The organism is Bacillus sp. IS1 (assembly GCF_032461585.1).
Taxonomy (GTDB): Bacteria; Bacillota; Bacilli; order Bacillales; family Bacillaceae; genus Bacillus; species Bacillus velezensis.
In genome coordinates this window covers 101,622-118,083 of record NZ_JAWCWR010000003.1, presented here as the reverse complement: position 1 = coordinate 118,083, position 16,462 = coordinate 101,622, and the positions used below count along the sequence as shown (strand labels likewise).

At 47.9% G+C, this 16,462-nt stretch carries 21 protein-coding genes and 1 riboswitch; of the genes, 14 read left to right on the top strand and 7 right to left on the bottom strand.

The window, feature by feature from the left end:
- Positions 1–203: 203 nt before the first annotated feature.
- Both RUW00_RS13985 and RUW00_RS13980 read right to left on the bottom strand, forming a co-directional pair.
- The gene (locus RUW00_RS13985) at positions 204–890 is read right to left on the bottom strand and encodes a lytic transglycosylase domain-containing protein (protein ID WP_022553553.1); all 687 of its coding nucleotides are present in this window, start codon (positions 888–890) and stop codon (positions 204–206) included.
- Between the two features lie 4 nt (positions 891–894).
- The gene (locus tag RUW00_RS13980; protein WP_021494986.1) at positions 895–1,467 is read right to left on the bottom strand and encodes a CYTH domain-containing protein; all 573 of its coding nucleotides are present in this window, start codon (positions 1,465–1,467) and stop codon (positions 895–897) included.
- Between the two features lie 124 nt (positions 1,468–1,591).
- Between RUW00_RS13980 and RUW00_RS13975 the strand changes: the two genes are divergently transcribed.
- From RUW00_RS13975 to RUW00_RS13960, 4 genes are read left to right on the top strand one after another with little or no spacing between them, the layout of a single operon-like run.
- Complete coding sequence (locus RUW00_RS13975) at positions 1,592–1,957, top strand: UPF0738 family protein (RefSeq protein WP_012117290.1); 366 nt, start codon at positions 1,592–1,594, stop codon at positions 1,955–1,957.
- A 27-nt stretch (positions 1,958–1,984) separates the two neighbouring features.
- Entirely contained in the window at positions 1,985–2,620 is a 636-nt protein-coding gene (yjbM, locus tag RUW00_RS13970; RefSeq protein ID WP_003155019.1) for a GTP diphosphokinase, read from the top strand.
- Positions 2,621–2,637: 17 nt separating this feature from the next.
- Complete coding sequence (locus tag RUW00_RS13965) at positions 2,638–3,438, top strand: NAD kinase (RefSeq protein ID WP_003155018.1); 801 nt, start codon at positions 2,638–2,640, stop codon at positions 3,436–3,438.
- 14 nt (positions 3,439–3,452) lie between these two features.
- The gene (locus RUW00_RS13960; RefSeq protein WP_280145016.1) at positions 3,453–4,346 is read left to right on the top strand and encodes an RluA family pseudouridine synthase; all 894 of its coding nucleotides are present in this window, start codon (positions 3,453–3,455) and stop codon (positions 4,344–4,346) included.
- Positions 4,347–4,378: 32 nt separating this feature from the next.
- Here the strand turns inward: RUW00_RS13960 and prpE are convergent, their stop codons facing one another.
- Entirely contained in the window at positions 4,379–5,128 is a 750-nt protein-coding gene (prpE, locus tag RUW00_RS13955; protein WP_007409101.1) for a bis(5'-nucleosyl)-tetraphosphatase PrpE, read from the bottom strand.
- Positions 5,129–5,355: 227 nt separating this feature from the next.
- Between prpE and RUW00_RS13950 the strand changes: the two genes are divergently transcribed.
- The 10 genes from RUW00_RS13950 (at position 5,356) to RUW00_RS13905 (ending at position 14,267) form a co-directional block, all read left to right on the top strand.
- Positions 5,356–7,200, top strand: a complete 1,845-nt coding sequence (locus RUW00_RS13950) for a monovalent cation:proton antiporter family protein (protein WP_007610641.1) — start codon at positions 5,356–5,358, stop codon at positions 7,198–7,200.
- A 53-nt stretch (positions 7,201–7,253) separates the two neighbouring features.
- Positions 7,254–7,362: riboswitch (TPP riboswitch) on the top strand.
- Positions 7,363–7,449: 87 nt separating this feature from the next.
- Complete coding sequence (gene tenA / locus RUW00_RS13945; RefSeq protein ID WP_015417218.1) at positions 7,450–8,157, top strand: thiaminase II; 708 nt, start codon at positions 7,450–7,452, stop codon at positions 8,155–8,157.
- Positions 8,135–8,752, top strand: a complete 618-nt coding sequence (gene tenI / locus RUW00_RS13940) for a thiazole tautomerase TenI (protein WP_014721002.1) — start codon at positions 8,135–8,137, stop codon at positions 8,750–8,752. Before tenA ends, tenI begins: the two co-directional genes overlap by 23 nt.
- Positions 8,736–9,845 (top strand): glycine oxidase ThiO, encoded by a 1,110-nt coding sequence (gene thiO, locus RUW00_RS13935; protein ID WP_280145017.1) that lies wholly within the window; start codon positions 8,736–8,738, stop codon positions 9,843–9,845. Before tenI ends, thiO begins: the two co-directional genes overlap by 17 nt.
- Positions 9,842–10,045, top strand: coding sequence for a sulfur carrier protein ThiS (gene thiS / locus RUW00_RS13930; protein ID WP_007409096.1), 204 nt, complete (start codon positions 9,842–9,844; stop codon positions 10,043–10,045). The genes thiO and thiS overlap by 4 nt, the downstream gene beginning before the upstream one ends.
- The gene (thiG, locus tag RUW00_RS13925) at positions 10,042–10,812 is read left to right on the top strand and encodes a thiazole synthase (protein ID WP_007610655.1); all 771 of its coding nucleotides are present in this window, start codon (positions 10,042–10,044) and stop codon (positions 10,810–10,812) included. The genes thiS and thiG overlap by 4 nt, the downstream gene beginning before the upstream one ends.
- Positions 10,809–11,819, top strand: a complete 1,011-nt coding sequence (gene thiF, locus RUW00_RS13920; RefSeq protein WP_209388102.1) for a thiazole biosynthesis adenylyltransferase ThiF — start codon at positions 10,809–10,811, stop codon at positions 11,817–11,819. The genes thiG and thiF overlap by 4 nt, the downstream gene beginning before the upstream one ends.
- 22 nt (positions 11,820–11,841) lie before the next feature.
- Positions 11,842–12,654: a bifunctional hydroxymethylpyrimidine kinase/phosphomethylpyrimidine kinase gene (gene thiD / locus RUW00_RS13915; protein ID WP_014417432.1), complete on the top strand. Its 813-nt coding sequence runs from the start codon at positions 11,842–11,844 to the stop codon at positions 12,652–12,654.
- A 130-nt stretch (positions 12,655–12,784) separates the two neighbouring features.
- On the top strand, positions 12,785–13,561 hold the full coding sequence (fabI, locus tag RUW00_RS13910) for an enoyl-ACP reductase FabI (RefSeq protein ID WP_003155001.1): 777 nt from the start codon (positions 12,785–12,787) through the stop codon (positions 13,559–13,561).
- Positions 13,562–13,658: 97 nt separating this feature from the next.
- On the top strand, positions 13,659–14,267 hold the full coding sequence (locus RUW00_RS13905) for a CotO family spore coat protein (protein ID WP_063636846.1): 609 nt from the start codon (positions 13,659–13,661) through the stop codon (positions 14,265–14,267).
- 57 nt (positions 14,268–14,324) lie between these two features.
- On the opposite strand, the gene cotZ is transcribed toward RUW00_RS13905, so the two are convergent.
- The 4 genes from cotZ to RUW00_RS13885 all read right to left on the bottom strand — a co-directional run bounded on the left by cotZ (position 14,325) and on the right by RUW00_RS13885 (position 16,454).
- On the bottom strand, positions 14,325–14,768 hold the full coding sequence (cotZ, locus tag RUW00_RS13900) for a spore coat protein CotZ (protein ID WP_003154997.1): 444 nt from the start codon (positions 14,766–14,768) through the stop codon (positions 14,325–14,327).
- 145 nt (positions 14,769–14,913) lie between these two features.
- The gene (locus RUW00_RS13895; RefSeq protein WP_003154995.1) at positions 14,914–15,396 is read right to left on the bottom strand and encodes a CotY/CotZ family spore coat protein; all 483 of its coding nucleotides are present in this window, start codon (positions 15,394–15,396) and stop codon (positions 14,914–14,916) included.
- A gap of 150 nt (positions 15,397–15,546) precedes the next feature.
- Positions 15,547–16,047: a spore coat protein CotX gene (gene cotX, locus RUW00_RS13890; protein ID WP_014417434.1), complete on the bottom strand. Its 501-nt coding sequence runs from the start codon at positions 16,045–16,047 to the stop codon at positions 15,547–15,549.
- Between the two features lie 92 nt (positions 16,048–16,139).
- Entirely contained in the window at positions 16,140–16,454 is a 315-nt protein-coding gene (locus tag RUW00_RS13885; RefSeq protein WP_014417435.1) for a hypothetical protein, read from the bottom strand.
- Positions 16,455–16,462: the final 8 nt, after the last annotated feature.

Here is a 16,462-nt window from a genome sequence, read left to right as displayed (position 1 = left end):
ATAGGAATCATAATTCCCATTGCGAATTTATCTTTCAGTTTTACTATCTTCAGTTACTGTATATTTTAGCAATAACATTTTATTTCTACAAACAAAGTGCCTTTCTGTCAGGCGCTTGTATTTCATATCATATCACATCGCCTTCATTCATGTGTAAGATTTCACTCCGCAAAAAACCAGAGGGCGAAGGAAGCCTCTCTGGTTTACGCGTAATACTGTTTGGTTATGTTTTTGACATATTGCTGTGTTTCCTTAAACGGCGGAATGCCTCCGTACCGATCTACGTTGCCGGGGCCTGCGTTGTAGGCGGCTAACGCGAGAGATACATTTCCGTCGTATTTCGTGAGCATCTGCTTTAAGTACTTCGTGCCGCCCTCAGCGTTCTGGACGGGATCAAGCGGGTTTGACACCCCGAGTGATTCTGCCGTGGAAGGCATGAGCTGCATCAGTCCCATTGCCCCCGCACCGCTGACCGCTTTCGGATTAAAGCCTGATTCCTGTTTAATAACCGCGCGGATCAGCTTTTCGTCCACTCCGTATTTTTCGGCCGCTTTCTGAATGGCGCTGTCTATTGAAAAGTTTCCGGTGCTGATGTCAGAAGCCGCATTCGCAGACTTTATGCTTGGGGAAGCGGTCTGTGAAGCTGCCGCGGAACCGGATGAAACGGGAATTCTCGGTGAATAAGAAGCGTGAGCGGTCCGCACACCGTTTAAAATTCCTGATTCCGGCTGCTGCCGGACGGCTGTGTCCGTATACTGGCTGAGAAGCGCGCTGAAATTGGCAAGCGGGCTTTCTGAAGATTGTCCGCCTGAAGCCGTGCTTGTATGAGAGATTGATTGCAGCGCCATTGATTGCAGCTGGAGAAGGGCCGCCCAATTCGTTATATTCACTGTGTCATTCCACCTTTTTTTGTTTCTGTTCATAAAAACGCTGGATTTTATTTTTCGTGATCCGCTCTGGGATGCCGAATTGCTTGAGCAATTGTTCAAACGCCCGTTTTCCTTCATCCCAGTCAGCAGCTTCGAATTCCAATTCAAAGTCTTCTTTCTCTAAATATCGGCTGTGATCTAAAATGATTAAGCCTTTTTCTGATTCTTTTTCCGCGCGTGCGGTCGACAGCGTTCCGAAATAGCAAATGTGTTCTGAGTTGATTCCGAGACCTTCCAGCTGACGTTTGACGGGGCCTTCCGGAATCTTGAAGACGTCAAGATCAGGTGCCGCAAGCTCTTGATGCGTTTCCAGCAGACCGACCGCAGCAGGCTCTTTTAAAGTCAGGACGAACGCGCCGTCTTTTTCTCGGATGCGGAGTGCTGATTTTTTTTGTTTCAGGGAAAAATCTTTCGTGTCGAAATAATGATTGACCTGCTGTTTAAAATCATGTTCTTTCATGCAGAGTGCTTCACTCAGCTTCAGAAATTCTGATTTTGTCAGCAGGTTTTTGAATTCAATTTCTATTTCTTGGGTCATGACAGTCTTCCTTTCAGGACGAAAAATTGTATAATTCCCATTATCTCTTTAGAGGTTACGTTTATCAATATCGACCTTGATATGATAAAATAAATGCTGTACTTTGTTAAAAAAGGAGAACATTATGCAAAAGAGAATTGAAATCCAAAATGCATCATTAACAGAAGACGCGCTCCGCTTGAAGTGCGGAGAGGACTTAAGCGGAGCGGAACGCAAAGCCTCAGGTCAAATGCTTGTTGATTCCGATCACTTTGCTTTTGTATACATACTTGAATCAGCTGACTCTTTTGAATATGTCATTATAAAAGAACATATCTGGCCGGATCTGAAAGAAGCCTTAGACCAAAGAAAGCCGGCGGTCCTTGAGGCCGGCGGAAAAACGGTTGAACTTTCAGGGCTGCATGAAGAACTCGATTATCTTCTTGAAAATATTAAAGATAATGCAAACTACGGAGATATGGAAGAAAAAGTGAAAAACGTATTTCTTTAGAACAGGTTCGGAATTGGGGGATGTACGATGGATGACAAACAATGGGAGCAATTTCTAGCGCCATACCGCCAGGCTGTTGAAGAATTAAAGGTGAAGCTGAAAGGCGTCAGAACCCTTTATGAGTATGAAGATGACCACTCACCGATTGAGTTTGTGACAGGCCGCGTGAAGCCGGTGGCGAGCATACTTGAAAAAGCGAGACGAAAAAGCATACCGCTTCATCAGATTGAAACGATGCAGGATATCGCGGGGCTGCGTATTATGTGCCAATTTGTCGATGATATCCAGATCGTCAAAAATATGCTGTTTGCCAGAAAAGATTTTACCGTTGTCGATAAGCGGGATTACATAGCAGAGCATAAGGAAAGCGGATATCGGTCTTACCACCTTGTCGTTTTATATCCTTTACAAACAACGTCCGGTGAAAAGCACGTTCTTGTGGAAATACAGATTCGGACGCTTGCCATGAACTTTTGGGCAACCATTGAGCATTCACTGAATTACAAATACAGCGGGAACATTCCCGAAAAAGTAAAGCTGAGGCTGCAGCGGGCCTCAGAAGCCGCATCCCGGCTCGATGAAGAAATGTCAGAAATCCGCGGAGAAATCCAGGAAGCCCAAGCCGCGTTCTCGCGAAAGAAAAAAGCGGGAGACCGCCAGTAGGAAAGGAGGGGAATGGCATGAAATTTGCCGTTTCTTCAAAAGGAGACGAGGTTTCAGATACACTGAAAAGCAAAATACAGGCGTATTTACTCGATTTTGATATGACCTTGGATGAAAAAGAGCCGGAAATCGTTATTTCCGTCGGCGGTGACGGAACGCTTCTTTACGCATTTCACAGGTACAGCGACCGTCTCGATAAAACGGCGTTTGTCGGAGTTCACACGGGGCATTTGGGTTTTTATGCCGATTGGGTTCCGCAGGAGATAGAAAAGCTCGTTCTGGCCATCGCCAAAACGCCGTATCATACCGTGGAGTATCCCCTTCTTGAGGTGATTGTCACTTATCATGATGAAGAGCGTGAGGAGCGGTATCTGGCTTTGAACGAATGTACGATCAAAAGCATAGAAGGCAGTCTCGTCGCTGACGTGGAAATTAAAGGCCAGCTGTTTGAAACGTTCAGGGGAGACGGTTTATGTCTGTCCACGCCTTCCGGAAGCACGGCTTATAATAAGGCGTTAGGCGGCGCAATCATCCACCCTTCCATCAGAGCGATTCAGCTTGCGGAAATGGCATCCATTAACAACAGAGTGTTCAGGACTGTCGGTTCGCCGCTTTTGCTTCCCGATCATCATAACTGTGTCATCAAACCGAGAAACGACGTCGACTTTCAAGTCACAATTGATCATTTAACCTTGCTGCATAAGGATGTCAAGTCCATTCTATGCCGTGTGGCAAATGAAAAAGTCAGATTTGCAAGATTCCGCCCTTTTCCGTTTTGGAAAAGGGTGCAGGACTCCTTTATCGGAAAAGGCGAATAGAAAGAGGAAACGGATTGGACAACTTTTTTATCCAAAAGAACATGACTGCCCGGGAAGCCGGCATGACGATAAAAGAATATACGGCGCAGCTCGGCATTTCAAAGCGGCTACTCGCTGACATTAAATTCGGCGGGGGAGACCTGCTTGTGAACGGAGAGCATGTAACCGTCCGCACCGTGTTAGCGGACGGAGACGTGCTTAAGATTGAATTTCCGAAGGAGCATGTGAGTGAAACGCTTTTGCCTGAGCCGGTTCCGCTTGATATTCTTTATGAAGATGACGATGTGCTTGTGGTCAATAAACAGCCGTATGTCTCCTCAATTCCATCAAGAGAACACCCGTCGGGAAGCATCGCTAACGGAGTGATCAGCCACTACCGAAAAAGCGGCGTGCCATCAACGGTTCATCTTGTCACCCGCCTTGACAGGGATACATCGGGGGCGATGCTGATCGCCAAACATCGGCTTTCCCATTCTCTTTTGTCAGCAGCGCAGAAGAAGGGGCTTGTCAGCAGGCGGTATCTCGCTGTCGTACATGGGGTCATGCCGCAGAAGGAAGGAACGGTGGACGCGCCCATCGGAAGAAAACACGACAGTATTATTGAGCGGATGGTGACGCCGGAGGGACAACGAGCGGTGACGCATTTTCAAACGGAAAAAGCGGGACATGCGTTTACGCTTGCAGCCCTGCGGCTGGAAACAGGGCGGACGCATCAAATCCGGGTGCACATGAGCTACCTCGGCCATCCGTTAGTCGGTGATACACTGTACGGCGGAAAAAATGAGGGAATTGCGCGGCAGGCTCTTCACAGTGAGCGGCTTTCATTCGTACACCCCATGACCGGAGAAACGCTCGTTTTTCACGCCCCGGTGCCTGACGATATGAAAACATTAATTGAACACATGTAAAGCCCGAACCGTGTGCCGGTTTCGGGCTTTTTTCATGCCTGCCTGCCGTGATCCTCGCGAAATCGTGAAGCATCATACGGCATTGAGCTTTCCACAGAGACGGTTTCGTGCTCGGGAAAACGAAAGCCTGTCAGTTGATTGCCGAAGACGCAGCCTGTATCAATGTTGATTGTACGGTTGACGATCCGGGGGCGTTTTACCGGGGTATGGCCGTAAACAATCCATGCCTTGCCTTCGTAAGCGGCGGCCCAGTCTCTTCTGACGGGTCTGCCGTCGGGATACGTTTCACCCGTGATATCGCCGTACAGAACAAATTCTTTTACCTTACGCGAGTATTTACCGATATCGTCAGCTTTTATGCCGGCGTGGGCGACAACGAGATCGCCATTATGTAAAATGTCATAAAGCGGCGCTGACTCATATAATCGGATGAATTGTCTGGAGACTTCCGTTCTGTCGGCGGGAGACAGCTCTTTCAGTTCGGCTGCCGTCGTTTCCAGTCCGTGCATCACTTTTACGGGGTTTCCTTTTAAGTAACGATACAGTTTGTTGCAATGATTTCCCGGGACATAACGGACGGCTCCTTTTTCATATGCTTTTGCCACAAAACGCATCACTTCTACGGATTTTGGGCCTCTGTCCGTTAAATCCCCCGCAAAGACAAGCGTCCTGCCTTCAGAATGAACGGGCGTTCCGTCTTTGACTTCATATCCGAGCTTTTGCATTAACGCGATCATTTCGTCATAACATCCGTGTATATCGCTGATGATGTCATAAGCCATTCGTGTCAGCCTCCTTATTAACGGTTTTTTATTTATTATGGGGCTAATTCCTATACCTAATTACGCTGTTTTGGTACAAATTAAAAAAGAATTAAAGAAATAAAGCCTTATCACTTTTTTTTCGCGTTCAGCCTTGTTAGAATATGCGTTATGTTTTTAAAAAAAAGTAAGGTTTCGCCCGCTTTAAGCGGGCTTTTATAACCCTTGTTTTAAGGAGGTATTTACGAATGGAACACACATCAGTCGCATCTTTAGTCGTCGTTCTGATCGTTGCTTTTTTGACGCCGCTCCTTTTACATCGGTTTAAGCTCAGCATCCCCGTCGTCGTCGCGGAGATCATCATGGGGCTTATTATCGGAAAAAGCGGCCTGAATCTTGTCGTTCAGGGAGACACGTGGCTGGAGACGCTGTCGGTTCTCGGCTTTATCTTTTTAATGTTTTTAAGCGGATTGGAAATTGATTTTTCTTCATTTGAGAAAGGGAAGAAAAAACAATTCCTTCCGAATGGCAAGGAAGCGCCCAACACGTTTTCTGCCGCACTGATTATCTTTTTCGGCATCTTTATTTTATCATTGCTGCTGTCCTATGCTTTTGTATTAGCCGGTTTTATACAAAACGCATTTTTAATGACGCTTATTATTTCGACGATATCACTCGGCGTGGTGGTCCCGACTTTAAAGGAAGAACGGATCATGAACTCCAATATCGGCCAGATCATCCTGCTTGTCGCCGTTATCGCGGACTTGGCTACGATGATTCTGCTCGCTTTTTTCTCTTCTCTTTACGGAGAAGACAGCGGAAATATGTGGCTTCTGTTGATTCTTTTTGCCGCGGGGGTCGTGCTGTATTTCTTCGGCAGGATCTTTAAACACCGTTCATTTGTGCAGTCGATGTCTAAAGGCACCGTGCAGATCGGCACGCGGGCCATTTTCACACTGATTATCGTGCTTGTCGCTTTATCGGAATCTCTCGGGGCGGAAAATATTCTCGGCGCGTTTTTGGCAGGCGTTCTGGTATCGCTTCTGTCTCCGAATAAAGAAATGGTGGAACAGCTGGATTCATTCGGCTACGGGTTTTTAATTCCGATCTTTTTCGTCATGGTCGGGGTGAAATTGGACATTTGGACACTTTTCCAAGATCCGAAAACATTAACGATGATTCCGCTGCTTCTGCTTGCGCTGTTTATCAGCAAAATGTTCCCGGTGTTTTACTTAAAGAAATGGTATGACAAAAGAACCGTGTTTGCTTCGGGCTTTTTGCTGACGTCCACGCTGTCGCTTGTTATCGCGGCGGCTACGATCGGAGAAAGGCTCCACATTATCAGCGCCAATATGTCCGGCGCGCTGACTTTAGTTGCGGTTATTGCCAGCATCATCACGCCGATCGGCTTTAAGAAATTATACAAACGGCAAAGTGCGCCGCAGGAAAAAAAGCGCATTACATTTATCGGCGCCAACCAAATGACACTTCCGGTTACGCTGGAACTGCCTGAGGAGGAATATGAAGTACGGGTCGTCCATGTGTATCAGGAAAATGCCGGGGAAACGCTTGCGGAATCGGTTTTTTCGGTTGACACGATTTCTGATTACGAGCCCGGCACGCTTGAGTCGCACGGTATTTTCAAAACCGATATTCTTGTCGTGGCGACGGGAAATGAAGATGTGAACGCTGAAATCGCCTTAATAGCGAAAGAGAAAGGGACTGAGCGTATCATCGCAAGCGTCGGCTCGGTTGAGCATGAAACAAAACTGAAAGAAGAGGGCATCAGTATTTTTTCTATCCTTCTGTCTACAAAGACGCTCTTGCGCGCATTAATTGAGGCGCCGGGCGTGATGAGCCTCCTGACGAATGAGGAGTCTTCGTTATATCAGATCAATCTGGAAAACCCGGCGTATAACGGCATCATTCTGCGGGAATTTCCGCTGATGGGCGATGTGATTTTCGTCCGGATTTTCAGAGGTGTGGACAGCATCGTTCCGCACGGAGACACGCGGCTGAAAACAGGAGACCGCCTCATCGTCACGGGCTCGCGCAACTACGTGTCGGAACTGAGAAAAATCCTTGAAGCTTGACCAAATTGCAATTCGTGATAATATAGAAGGCATAACAAATAAATCATTAATCGTATGACCACTAGGGGTGTCCTTCATAAGGGCTGAGATAAAAGTGAGACTTTTAGACCCTCATAACTTGAACAGGTTCAGACCTGCGTAGGGAAGTGGAGCGGTATTTTTTTGGGGTTCCTTTTATCCATTTAAATTCCAAACCACTTTTCCGATGCGGGAAAGTGGTTTTTTTATTTTATCAGGGGGGAAGACATGATGACATTTTCTGAAGAATGCAGACAGGCGGCTGCCGAATGGTGGGACGGAAGTTTTGTACATCCGTTTGTAACGGGAATCGGTGACGGAAGCCTGCCGATAGACCGTTTCAGCTATTACGTGCTGCAAGATTCCTACTATTTGACGCATTTTGCAAAAGTTCAGGCGTTCGGCGCCGCATATGCCGAAGACTTGTTTACGACGGGCAGGATGGCGGGCCACGCTCAAGGGACATATGAAGCGGAAATGGCGCTGCACCGCGAGTTTACGGAGCTTTTAGGGATTACGGAAGAAGAGCGTGCGGCATTTAAACCGGCACCGACCGCCTATTCTTATACGTCTCATATGTACAGATCGGTGATGAGCGGCAATTTTGGAGAAATATTAGCTGCGCTTCTGCCCTGTTATTGGCTTTATTATGAAGTCGGCGAACACTTAAAAGAGTGCAAACCGGAGCATCCGATTTATGAAAAATGGATCGGTACATACGGCGGAGACTGGTTCAGACAGCAAGTCGAAGAACAAATCAGCCGTTTCGACGAGATTGCTGAAAACAGCACAGAGGACATCCGCGCGAAAATGAAAGAGAATTTTGTGATTTCAAGCTATTATGAATATCAATTTTGGGGAATGGCCTATCAAAAAGAAGGCTGGTCCGAGAAGGGCGGAAAAGAGGTGGAATCTTTTGGAGCTGCACGCGGTAACTGATAATCGCAAACCCGTTGCCGAGCTTGCCGAGGATATTCTTTCGATTCAGCGCGAAGTAAGCTTTATCCATATCCGTGAGCGGGATAAAACAGCGGGAGAGATCATGCAGCTCTTGTCCCTTTTGAAAAAGGGCGGTGCGGATAAGGACAAATTGATTATCAATGACAGGGCGGATATCGCGCTTTTTGCCAACATACACCGTGTTCAGCTTCCGTCCCGCAGCTTTTCCGTAAAGCAGGTGCGAAGCAGATTTCCCCATCTTCATATCGGACGTTCGGTTCATTCGCTGAAAGAAGCCATCCAAGCTGAAAAGGAAGATGCGGATTATGTGGTGTTCGGCCATGTATTTGAAACCGAATGTAAACAGGGACTTGAAGCAAGAGGCATCAGCCTGCTTTCAGAGATCAAACGCACGCTTTCCATCCCCGTCATCGCAATCGGCGGAATGACAATGCAGACGATCGGACACACAAAGCAGGCGAAACCGGACGGAATTGCCGTCATGTCAGGTATTTTCTCAGCTGAAAATCCTGAGGAGGCGGCAAAACGGTATGCACGCGCGGTAAGGGAGGCCGATTATGAAGAAGCACTATGATACAGCGGTGATCGGCGGCGGAATTATCGGGTGCGCCATTTCTTATGAGCTGGCGAAGACGCAGCAGAACGTTGTCTTGTTTGAAGCCAGAGAAGTCGGCCGAAAAACGACAAGCGCTGCCGCGGGAATGCTGGGCGCTCATGCGGAATGTGAAAACCGGGATGCGTTTTTTGATTTTGCCATGCACAGTCAAAGGCTGTATGAAGCGGCGGGGCAAGAGCTTGAGGAAGCTTGCGGCATTGACATCAGGCGCCATAACGGCGGAATGCTTAAACTGGCGTATACCGAAGAAGATATCGCCCGTCTACGGAAGATGGATGATCTGCCTTCCGTCACCTGGCTTTCAGCGGAAGATGCCCTTGAAAAAGAGCCTTACGCTTCAAAAGACATTCTCGGCGCAAGTTTTATAAAAGACGATGTCCATGTCGAACCGTACTATGTCTGCAAAGCGTATGCAAAAGGAGCGCGGCGCTATGGCGCTGACATATATGAGCATACACAAGTCACCTCCGTAAAACGGGTGAACGGAGAATATTGCATCACAACGTCCGGCGGGGATGTCTATGCTGACAAAGTCGCAGTTGCAAGCGGTGTATGGAGCGGCCGGTTTTTCAGCCAGCTCGGCTTGGGACAGCCTTTTTTTCCTGTGAAGGGAGAATGCCTTTCCGTGTGGAATGACGATACCCCGCTGACCAAAACCCTTTACCATGATCATTGTTATGTCGTCCCGAGAAAAAGCGGCCGGCTTGTCATCGGCGCCACGATGAAACAGGGCGACTGGAGCGATACGCCTGACATCGGAGGAATTGAGGCCGTCATTGCAAAAGCGAAAACAATGCTTCCCGCCATCGAACATATGAAAATAGACCGGTTTTGGGCGGGACTCAGGCCGGGAACAAGAGACGGAAAGCCGTTTATCGGGCGGCATCCTGAAGACAGCGGCATCATCTTCGCCGCCGGCCATTTTCGGAACGGCATCCTGTTGGCGCCGGCAACGGCTGTAATGGTGCGGGATATGATCCTGGAAAGACAGATTAAACAGGAATGGGAAGAAGCGTTTCGAATTGATCGCAAGGAGGCTGTTCATATATGATCCTTCAGCTGAACGGAAAACAAATTGATTGGAATCGAAATGAGGGGACGGTTCAGGATTTGCTTGAATCGTACCAGCTTGATCAAAGAATCGTAGTTGTGGAGAGAAATAAAGAAATCATTGAAAAAAAGAATTATGAAAATACAAGTTTGTGTGACCGCGATGTCATAGAAATTGTCCATTTTGTAGGAGGCGGATGAGGATGTTAACAATAGGCGGAAAACAGTTTCAGTCAAGATTGCTGTTAGGAACGGGAAAATATCCGAGTTTTGAGATTCAGAAAGAGGCGGTGGCTGTCTCGGAATCGGATATTTTAACCTTTGCGGTGCGGCGGATGAACATCTTTGAAGAGTCTCAGCCTAACTTTCTCGAACAGCTTGATTTGTCTAAATACACGCTTCTGCCGAATACGGCCGGTGCCGCAACGGCTGAAGAGGCGGTCCGAATCGCAAGGCTTGCCAAAGCTTCAGGGCTTTGTGACATGATAAAAGTAGAAGTCATCGGATGCAGCCGGTCACTTTTGCCTGATCCGGTTGAAACGCTGAAAGCATCAGAACAGCTGCTCGAAGAGGGATTTATCGTGCTTCCGTATACGTCAGACGATGTCGTGCTCGCAAGACGTCTTGAGGAGCTCGGAGTGCATGCCATTATGCCGGGCGCTTCCCCGATCGGTTCCGGTCAGGGAATTTTAAATCCGCTGAATCTATCCTTTATCATTGAACAGGCGAAGGTGCCGGTCATTGTCGATGCCGGCGTCGGATCTTCAAAAGACGCCGCCTACGCGATGGAGCTCGGGGCAGACGGCGTGCTGTTAAATACCGCTGTGTCAGGCGCTGATGATCCGGTCAAGATGGCCCGGGCGATGAAGCTTGCCGTAGAAGCGGGGCGCCTTTCTTATGAAGCCGGGAGAATTCCGGTGAAAGATTACGGAACTGCAAGCAGTCCGCGAGACGGTCTTCCGGTATGACGGACAGATATTCCAGACAGGAGCTGTTTCAGCCGATCGGTCCCTCAGGCCAAGAGAAGCTCCGGTCGTCTCATGCCGTGATTATCGGCGCGGGTGCGCTTGGGACGGCAAGTGCGGAGATGCTTGTCAGAGCAGGGGTCGGGAAGGTAACGATCGCTGACAGAGATTATGTGGAGTGGAGTAATCTCCAGCGCCAGCAGCTTTATACCGAAGACGATGTCAGACAGGAAATGCCGAAAGCCGCGGCGGCTGAAAAACGGCTTCGATCTATAAATAGTGATGTAGAGGTCGAGGGATTTGTCATGGATGTCACTGCGGAAAACGCACCCGGATTGATTCGTGACGCCTCCCTCATCGTGGATGCCGCCGACAACTTTGAAACGAGGCTGATTGTGAATGATGCGGCTGTGCAGAAAGGGATTCCCTTTCTGTACGGCGCTTGTGTCGGCAGCTACGGGCTCTCTTTTACCGTCATTCCCGGTGTCACGCCGTGCCTTCACTGTCTGCTTGAGACATTGCCTTTAGGCGGTATGACATGCGATACGGCGGGAATCATCAGTCCGGCTGTATTGCAGACGGCCGTTTTTCAGGCAGCAGATGCGCTGAAGCTGTTAACGGGCGGATCTATCGAGCATGTTCTCCGTTCCTTTGATTTATGGAAAAATGAACGGTCAGAAATAAACGTCGCCCGTCTTAAGTCGGCTGATTGCCCAAGCTGCGGCACAAACGATTATCCGTTTTTATCCTATGAAAATCAGACAAAAGCGGCGGTTCTGTGTGGGCGGAACACGGTGCAGATCAGAACGGGGATCTCCGAACAGTTTGATCTGCAAAAACTTGCGGGACAGCTCAGACGGACAGGGCTTGATGTTTCAGCCAACCCGTATTTGATTTCGTTTTGCACAGACAATTTCAAGATGGTACTGTTTCGTGACGGCAGAGCATTAATACACGGCACAAGTGATATCAGCAGGGCGAAATCCTTTTATCATAAATGGATCGGATAATGCGAAAGGAGAGAAAAACATCATGAGCATATGCAAAGCATTGACGATTGCCGGATCAGATTCCGGAGGCGGCGCCGGTATACAGGCGGATCTCAAAACCTTTCAGGAGCTCGGCGTTTTCGGGATGTCAGCCATTACAGCGGTAACCGCCCAGAACACTTTGGGCGTTCACGGCATTTATCCGCTCACCCGGGAAGCGCTGGGCAGCCAGATTGACGCGGTGGCGGAAGATTTGCGGCCTGACGCTGTAAAAACGGGAATGCTGTGGAGCGCGGAAATGATTGCGGAAATTGCGGAAAAAACGGATCAGTACGGGCTTGATCATGTCATCACCGACCCCGTCATGATTGCCAAAGGAGGCGCTTCCCTGCTGCGTGAGGAATCTCAGGCCGCGTTAAAAGAGCTGTTAATTCCGCGCAGCTATGCGGTGACGCCGAATGTTCCGGAAGCTGAGGTATTGACGGGAATGGAAATCCGAACGTTTGAGGACCGGAAAAAAGCGGCCGAATGCCTTTGCAAGCTTGGTGCAAAGCATGTCATCATAAAAGGCGGACATCAGCCTGAACAGGGGAGAATCGTTGATTTATTATTTGACGGTTCGTCTTTTACCCAAATCAGCCACGCTTATATTGACACCAAACACACCCACGGAACAGGCTGCACGTTCGCAGCCGCGCTGACGGCGGAAACGGCAAAGGGGAAAAACATTCAGACCGCGTTTGAGACAGCCGTCAATTTTGTGCGGGAAGCCGTGGAACATACGCTCGGCATCGGAGAGGGACACGGCCCGACCAATCATTTTGCCTTTAAAAGGAACAGTCTGCAGACGAGATAAAAAAGAGACCGCTTCAACATCCGCGGTCTTTTTCCCATGCTTTCAATCTGGACAAGGTTATGATATGATAAAAATTAAGATCAGGTACTAAAACTATGTCTTTAAGACGATTACAGGAGGCTTTATACATATGAATTTCTCACTTGAAGGCCGCAACATCGTTGTGATGGGCGTTGCCAATAAACGCAGTATCGCATGGGGAATCGCCCGTTCGCTGCATGAAGCCGGAGCGCGCCTCATTTTCACTTACGCGGGAGAGCGCTTGGAAAAATCAGTTCATGACCTTGCGGCTACATTAGAAAGAAATGATTCCATCATCCTTCCGTGTGATGTGACAAATGACGCTGAGATCGAAACTTGCTTTGCGAGCATTAAAGAGCAGGTCGGCGTGATTCACGGCATCGCGCACTGCATCGCGTTCGCAAACAAAGAAGAGCTTGTCGGCGAATATTTAAATACGAACCGCGAAGGATTCCTGCTTGCGCATAACATCAGTTCTTACTCTCTGACAGCGGTCGCAAAAGCGGCGCGTCCGATTATGACTGAAGGCGGAAGCATCGTTACACTCACTTACCTCGGCGGAGAGCGCGTCGTTTCAAACTATAACGTAATGGGTGTGGCAAAAGCGTCTCTTGATGCGAGCGTCAGATATTTAGCCGCTGACTTAGGAAAAGAAAACATCCGCGTCAACAGCATTTCAGCAGGACCGATCCGTACGCTGTCTGCAAAAGGAATCAGTGATTTCAACTCTATCCTGAAAGAAATTGAAGAGCGCGCGCCGCTGCGCCGCACGACAACACCTGAAGAAGTGGGCGACACGGCTGCATTCTTGTTCAGCGACCTGTCAAGAGGCATCACGGGCGAAAATCTTCACGTTGATTCAGGATTCCATATTACCGCTCGTTAAATAACAAGCAGTCCCTTTCAGGGATTGCTTTTTTCTTTCTTCTGATTTTAATCATTCCGTCATATAAATAAAACATGACAGAATCGGAGGGATGAAGATGTCAAAACAAAACAGAAACGCGGAAAAAAAACCGCTCATGTATATTGTTCAGGCGGATTATTCAGACACGCAATCATCAATGCAGGACATATTAATCAAAAAAAGGAAAGCGCCTCAGCCGCCGGAAGAAGAGCCGATGCATGAAAAGCGGGAGGAAGAATGTAAAACTCAGCCTGAAGGAGCAGCGGCTGTCGAACCAGAAAAGCAAGTGCCTGAACAGCACAGCCGCGCAGAAGAAGCCGTTCAAGAAGTTCCGGCGCAAGCGGAGCAGGACACTGCCAAGCCTGACGCCGCTAAAAAAGAGCCTGATACCGCTGAAAAAGAGCCTGAAGCGGTTCACAATGCCGCCCCAGAGGAAAAGGTTCCGCCAAAGCGCGTGAAAAAGCCGATGAGCAGAATGTCCATTCTTGAAAAAATTGATTTCTTAACGAAGCTGCCGCATAATATGCCGCGGACCCTTTGTCTGATAGAAGCCAACGGGAAAACCTACAGAGGCGTAATCGTCGGCAGAAAAAATAATGCGATCTTCCTGCGGACGACAAGCAACGGAGCGCCGGCAGAACTCGCAATAGACGATATTACCTCGCTGCATCCGCTTGGATTTTAACCATACAAAAAGCTGCCTGAATTCTTAATCCGGCAGCTTATTTTTATGCTTTTTGATTTAAGAATGTGTGCGGTTGATCAGTCTCGGGTTCAGGCAATTGATGGCGCAGAAGCTATGGAGATCGACTTCAACGCAATAGTTCGTTTTTTCTAAACGGAATACATCGCAGAGAGAGTCTTTATCTGTAAAATCAAGAATGTGCTTATGCTCGTCAAAAGCAATAAGCAGGCTTAATGTGGCACAGCCGTCACAGACCCTTTCAACTCTGAAAAAAACGGTGTTAAAACACGGACCGTTATCCAGCTCGCCGACATTTCCGAATGCGGTAAACGGTGATGATTTAGAAGTGAAAAGCACAAACGGCACTGTATCGCCTAATGAAAAACCCGGCGATAAAAGGTTGGAATAGCATCCGGCCGGGCAATCTTCCTCAACCGCATTTTGCAGGTCTTCAATATTTTCTACCGCTTCACGCACACAGTATGTTGTATGCTTGCTCATAATATCCCTCCTGACTTCACGTTTTATATACCGGATTAAACGATATCGGAGAGTCAGCCGCCCGGAAGTCCGGGCGGGCTGATGATTGCATCTGTAATAGAAGGTTGGAAGGGGATTCTTCTTTAGGAAAGATGCGAATCAATGACTATCCGTGATGCTTTTTCTCTTTGTGCGGCTCAGGCCGGTCAACAAGCTCCGGTGAAAGGCATTGAATGGCGCTGAAGCAGCTCAGATCAACTTCAATGCAAAAATCTGTTTTTTCTAAACCGAAGAAATCCGGGTCACAAGGATGGCAGACGCTGAGGGTGTCGCCGTGCACATCTACGGGGCGCAATACTGAAAGCGTTGCGCAGCAATCACAAACTCTTTCTGCCCGGAAGAAAATAGACTCGAAGCACTGGCTGTCATCCGCAAATCCTCCGACGTTCCCGAATGTGGAGAACAAACCGCCTTTTTTATCAAACAAGAGAAACGGGATGGTATCTTTACCGGTAACCGTCGGGCTTAACAGATTGGTATAGCATCCAGTCGGGCATTGTTCTTCAACAGCCTCTTGTTCTGCTAAAATCTTCTCGACTGCATCGCATACACAACTTTCATCTCGGCCATGGTGTTTTCCGCAGCTCATGGATTTCAGCTCCTTCTTTTAGGGTATTTGACTTTTGTCTTTAACAACATATGTACGCGAGCCTCACTTGGTGTGGGTGAACGTCTATATATTCATCATATGCGGAGAAAATAAGAAAAAGCAGAGCATTTTTAGCTCTGCTTTTTCTTTTTAGAGGATCAGGGTGATGACTAAGATGGCAACCAGTGTATTTGTCGCTGTTGAGATCAACACTGCGATATCGGCATCTACTGTTGTCACGTTTACGCCGCGGGAGTTTTCGATGAGCAGTTTTTGACGGTTGATTTGTTTGTTAGCTGTTAGCTGCAATAAGTCTTGTGCGACCAATTCAGCGATGACTCCGTCAGCGATTGAAGTGAGAGTGGCCGTTACGACTGCTGCATTAAGAGCTGTCATGACTGAAGCGACTGCCTGAACGTCTGTTGACGTTACGTTAATATCACAAGAGTCTCTGATAATAATCGCTTCTTCAGAAACTTGTTTGTTGAGATTCGCTTGAGCCAGGTCCTGGTCGATGAAGGCATTATCTTCGCCGAATCCGTTTCCGTTACAGCAAACACTGCATCTTCTGCCTTCTTTTTCTTCTTTTTCTTCTCGCGGATGTTCGCATTCAGGATCAAGTGCAACCCAAGAGTATGGTCTGCTTTCCATATCTATTCCTCCTTTTCTTTTACTAATATTAAATGAGCCGGCCCCTTACTTTGACTCAGGCATCTATCCTGATAAAAATCACTATTTTTTAGTTATTGACCGGGATTTTGACGTCTTTGCCGGAGCTGTTCGATTAATTGTTCTCTGCGGGTTTGCGGATTTGTCTGCTGTTCTTGCGCTTTTTCCTGCTCTTTTTTCTGTTTCTGGCTTTCAAGAAAAGCTTCTGATTTCGCCTGCATGTCTTTGACTAATGCGATCAGCATTTCTTTTTCTTCATCAGGGATATCCCGCATTTTATCCTTTGTCACGCCGTGTTTTTTGAAGACATTGCTGACAAGCACTTTTAAAAGCGGATCCACTTCTGGTAGACTTTCGAGTTCTTTTTTTAATTTTTCGTTATCTGCCATTTGTTCTC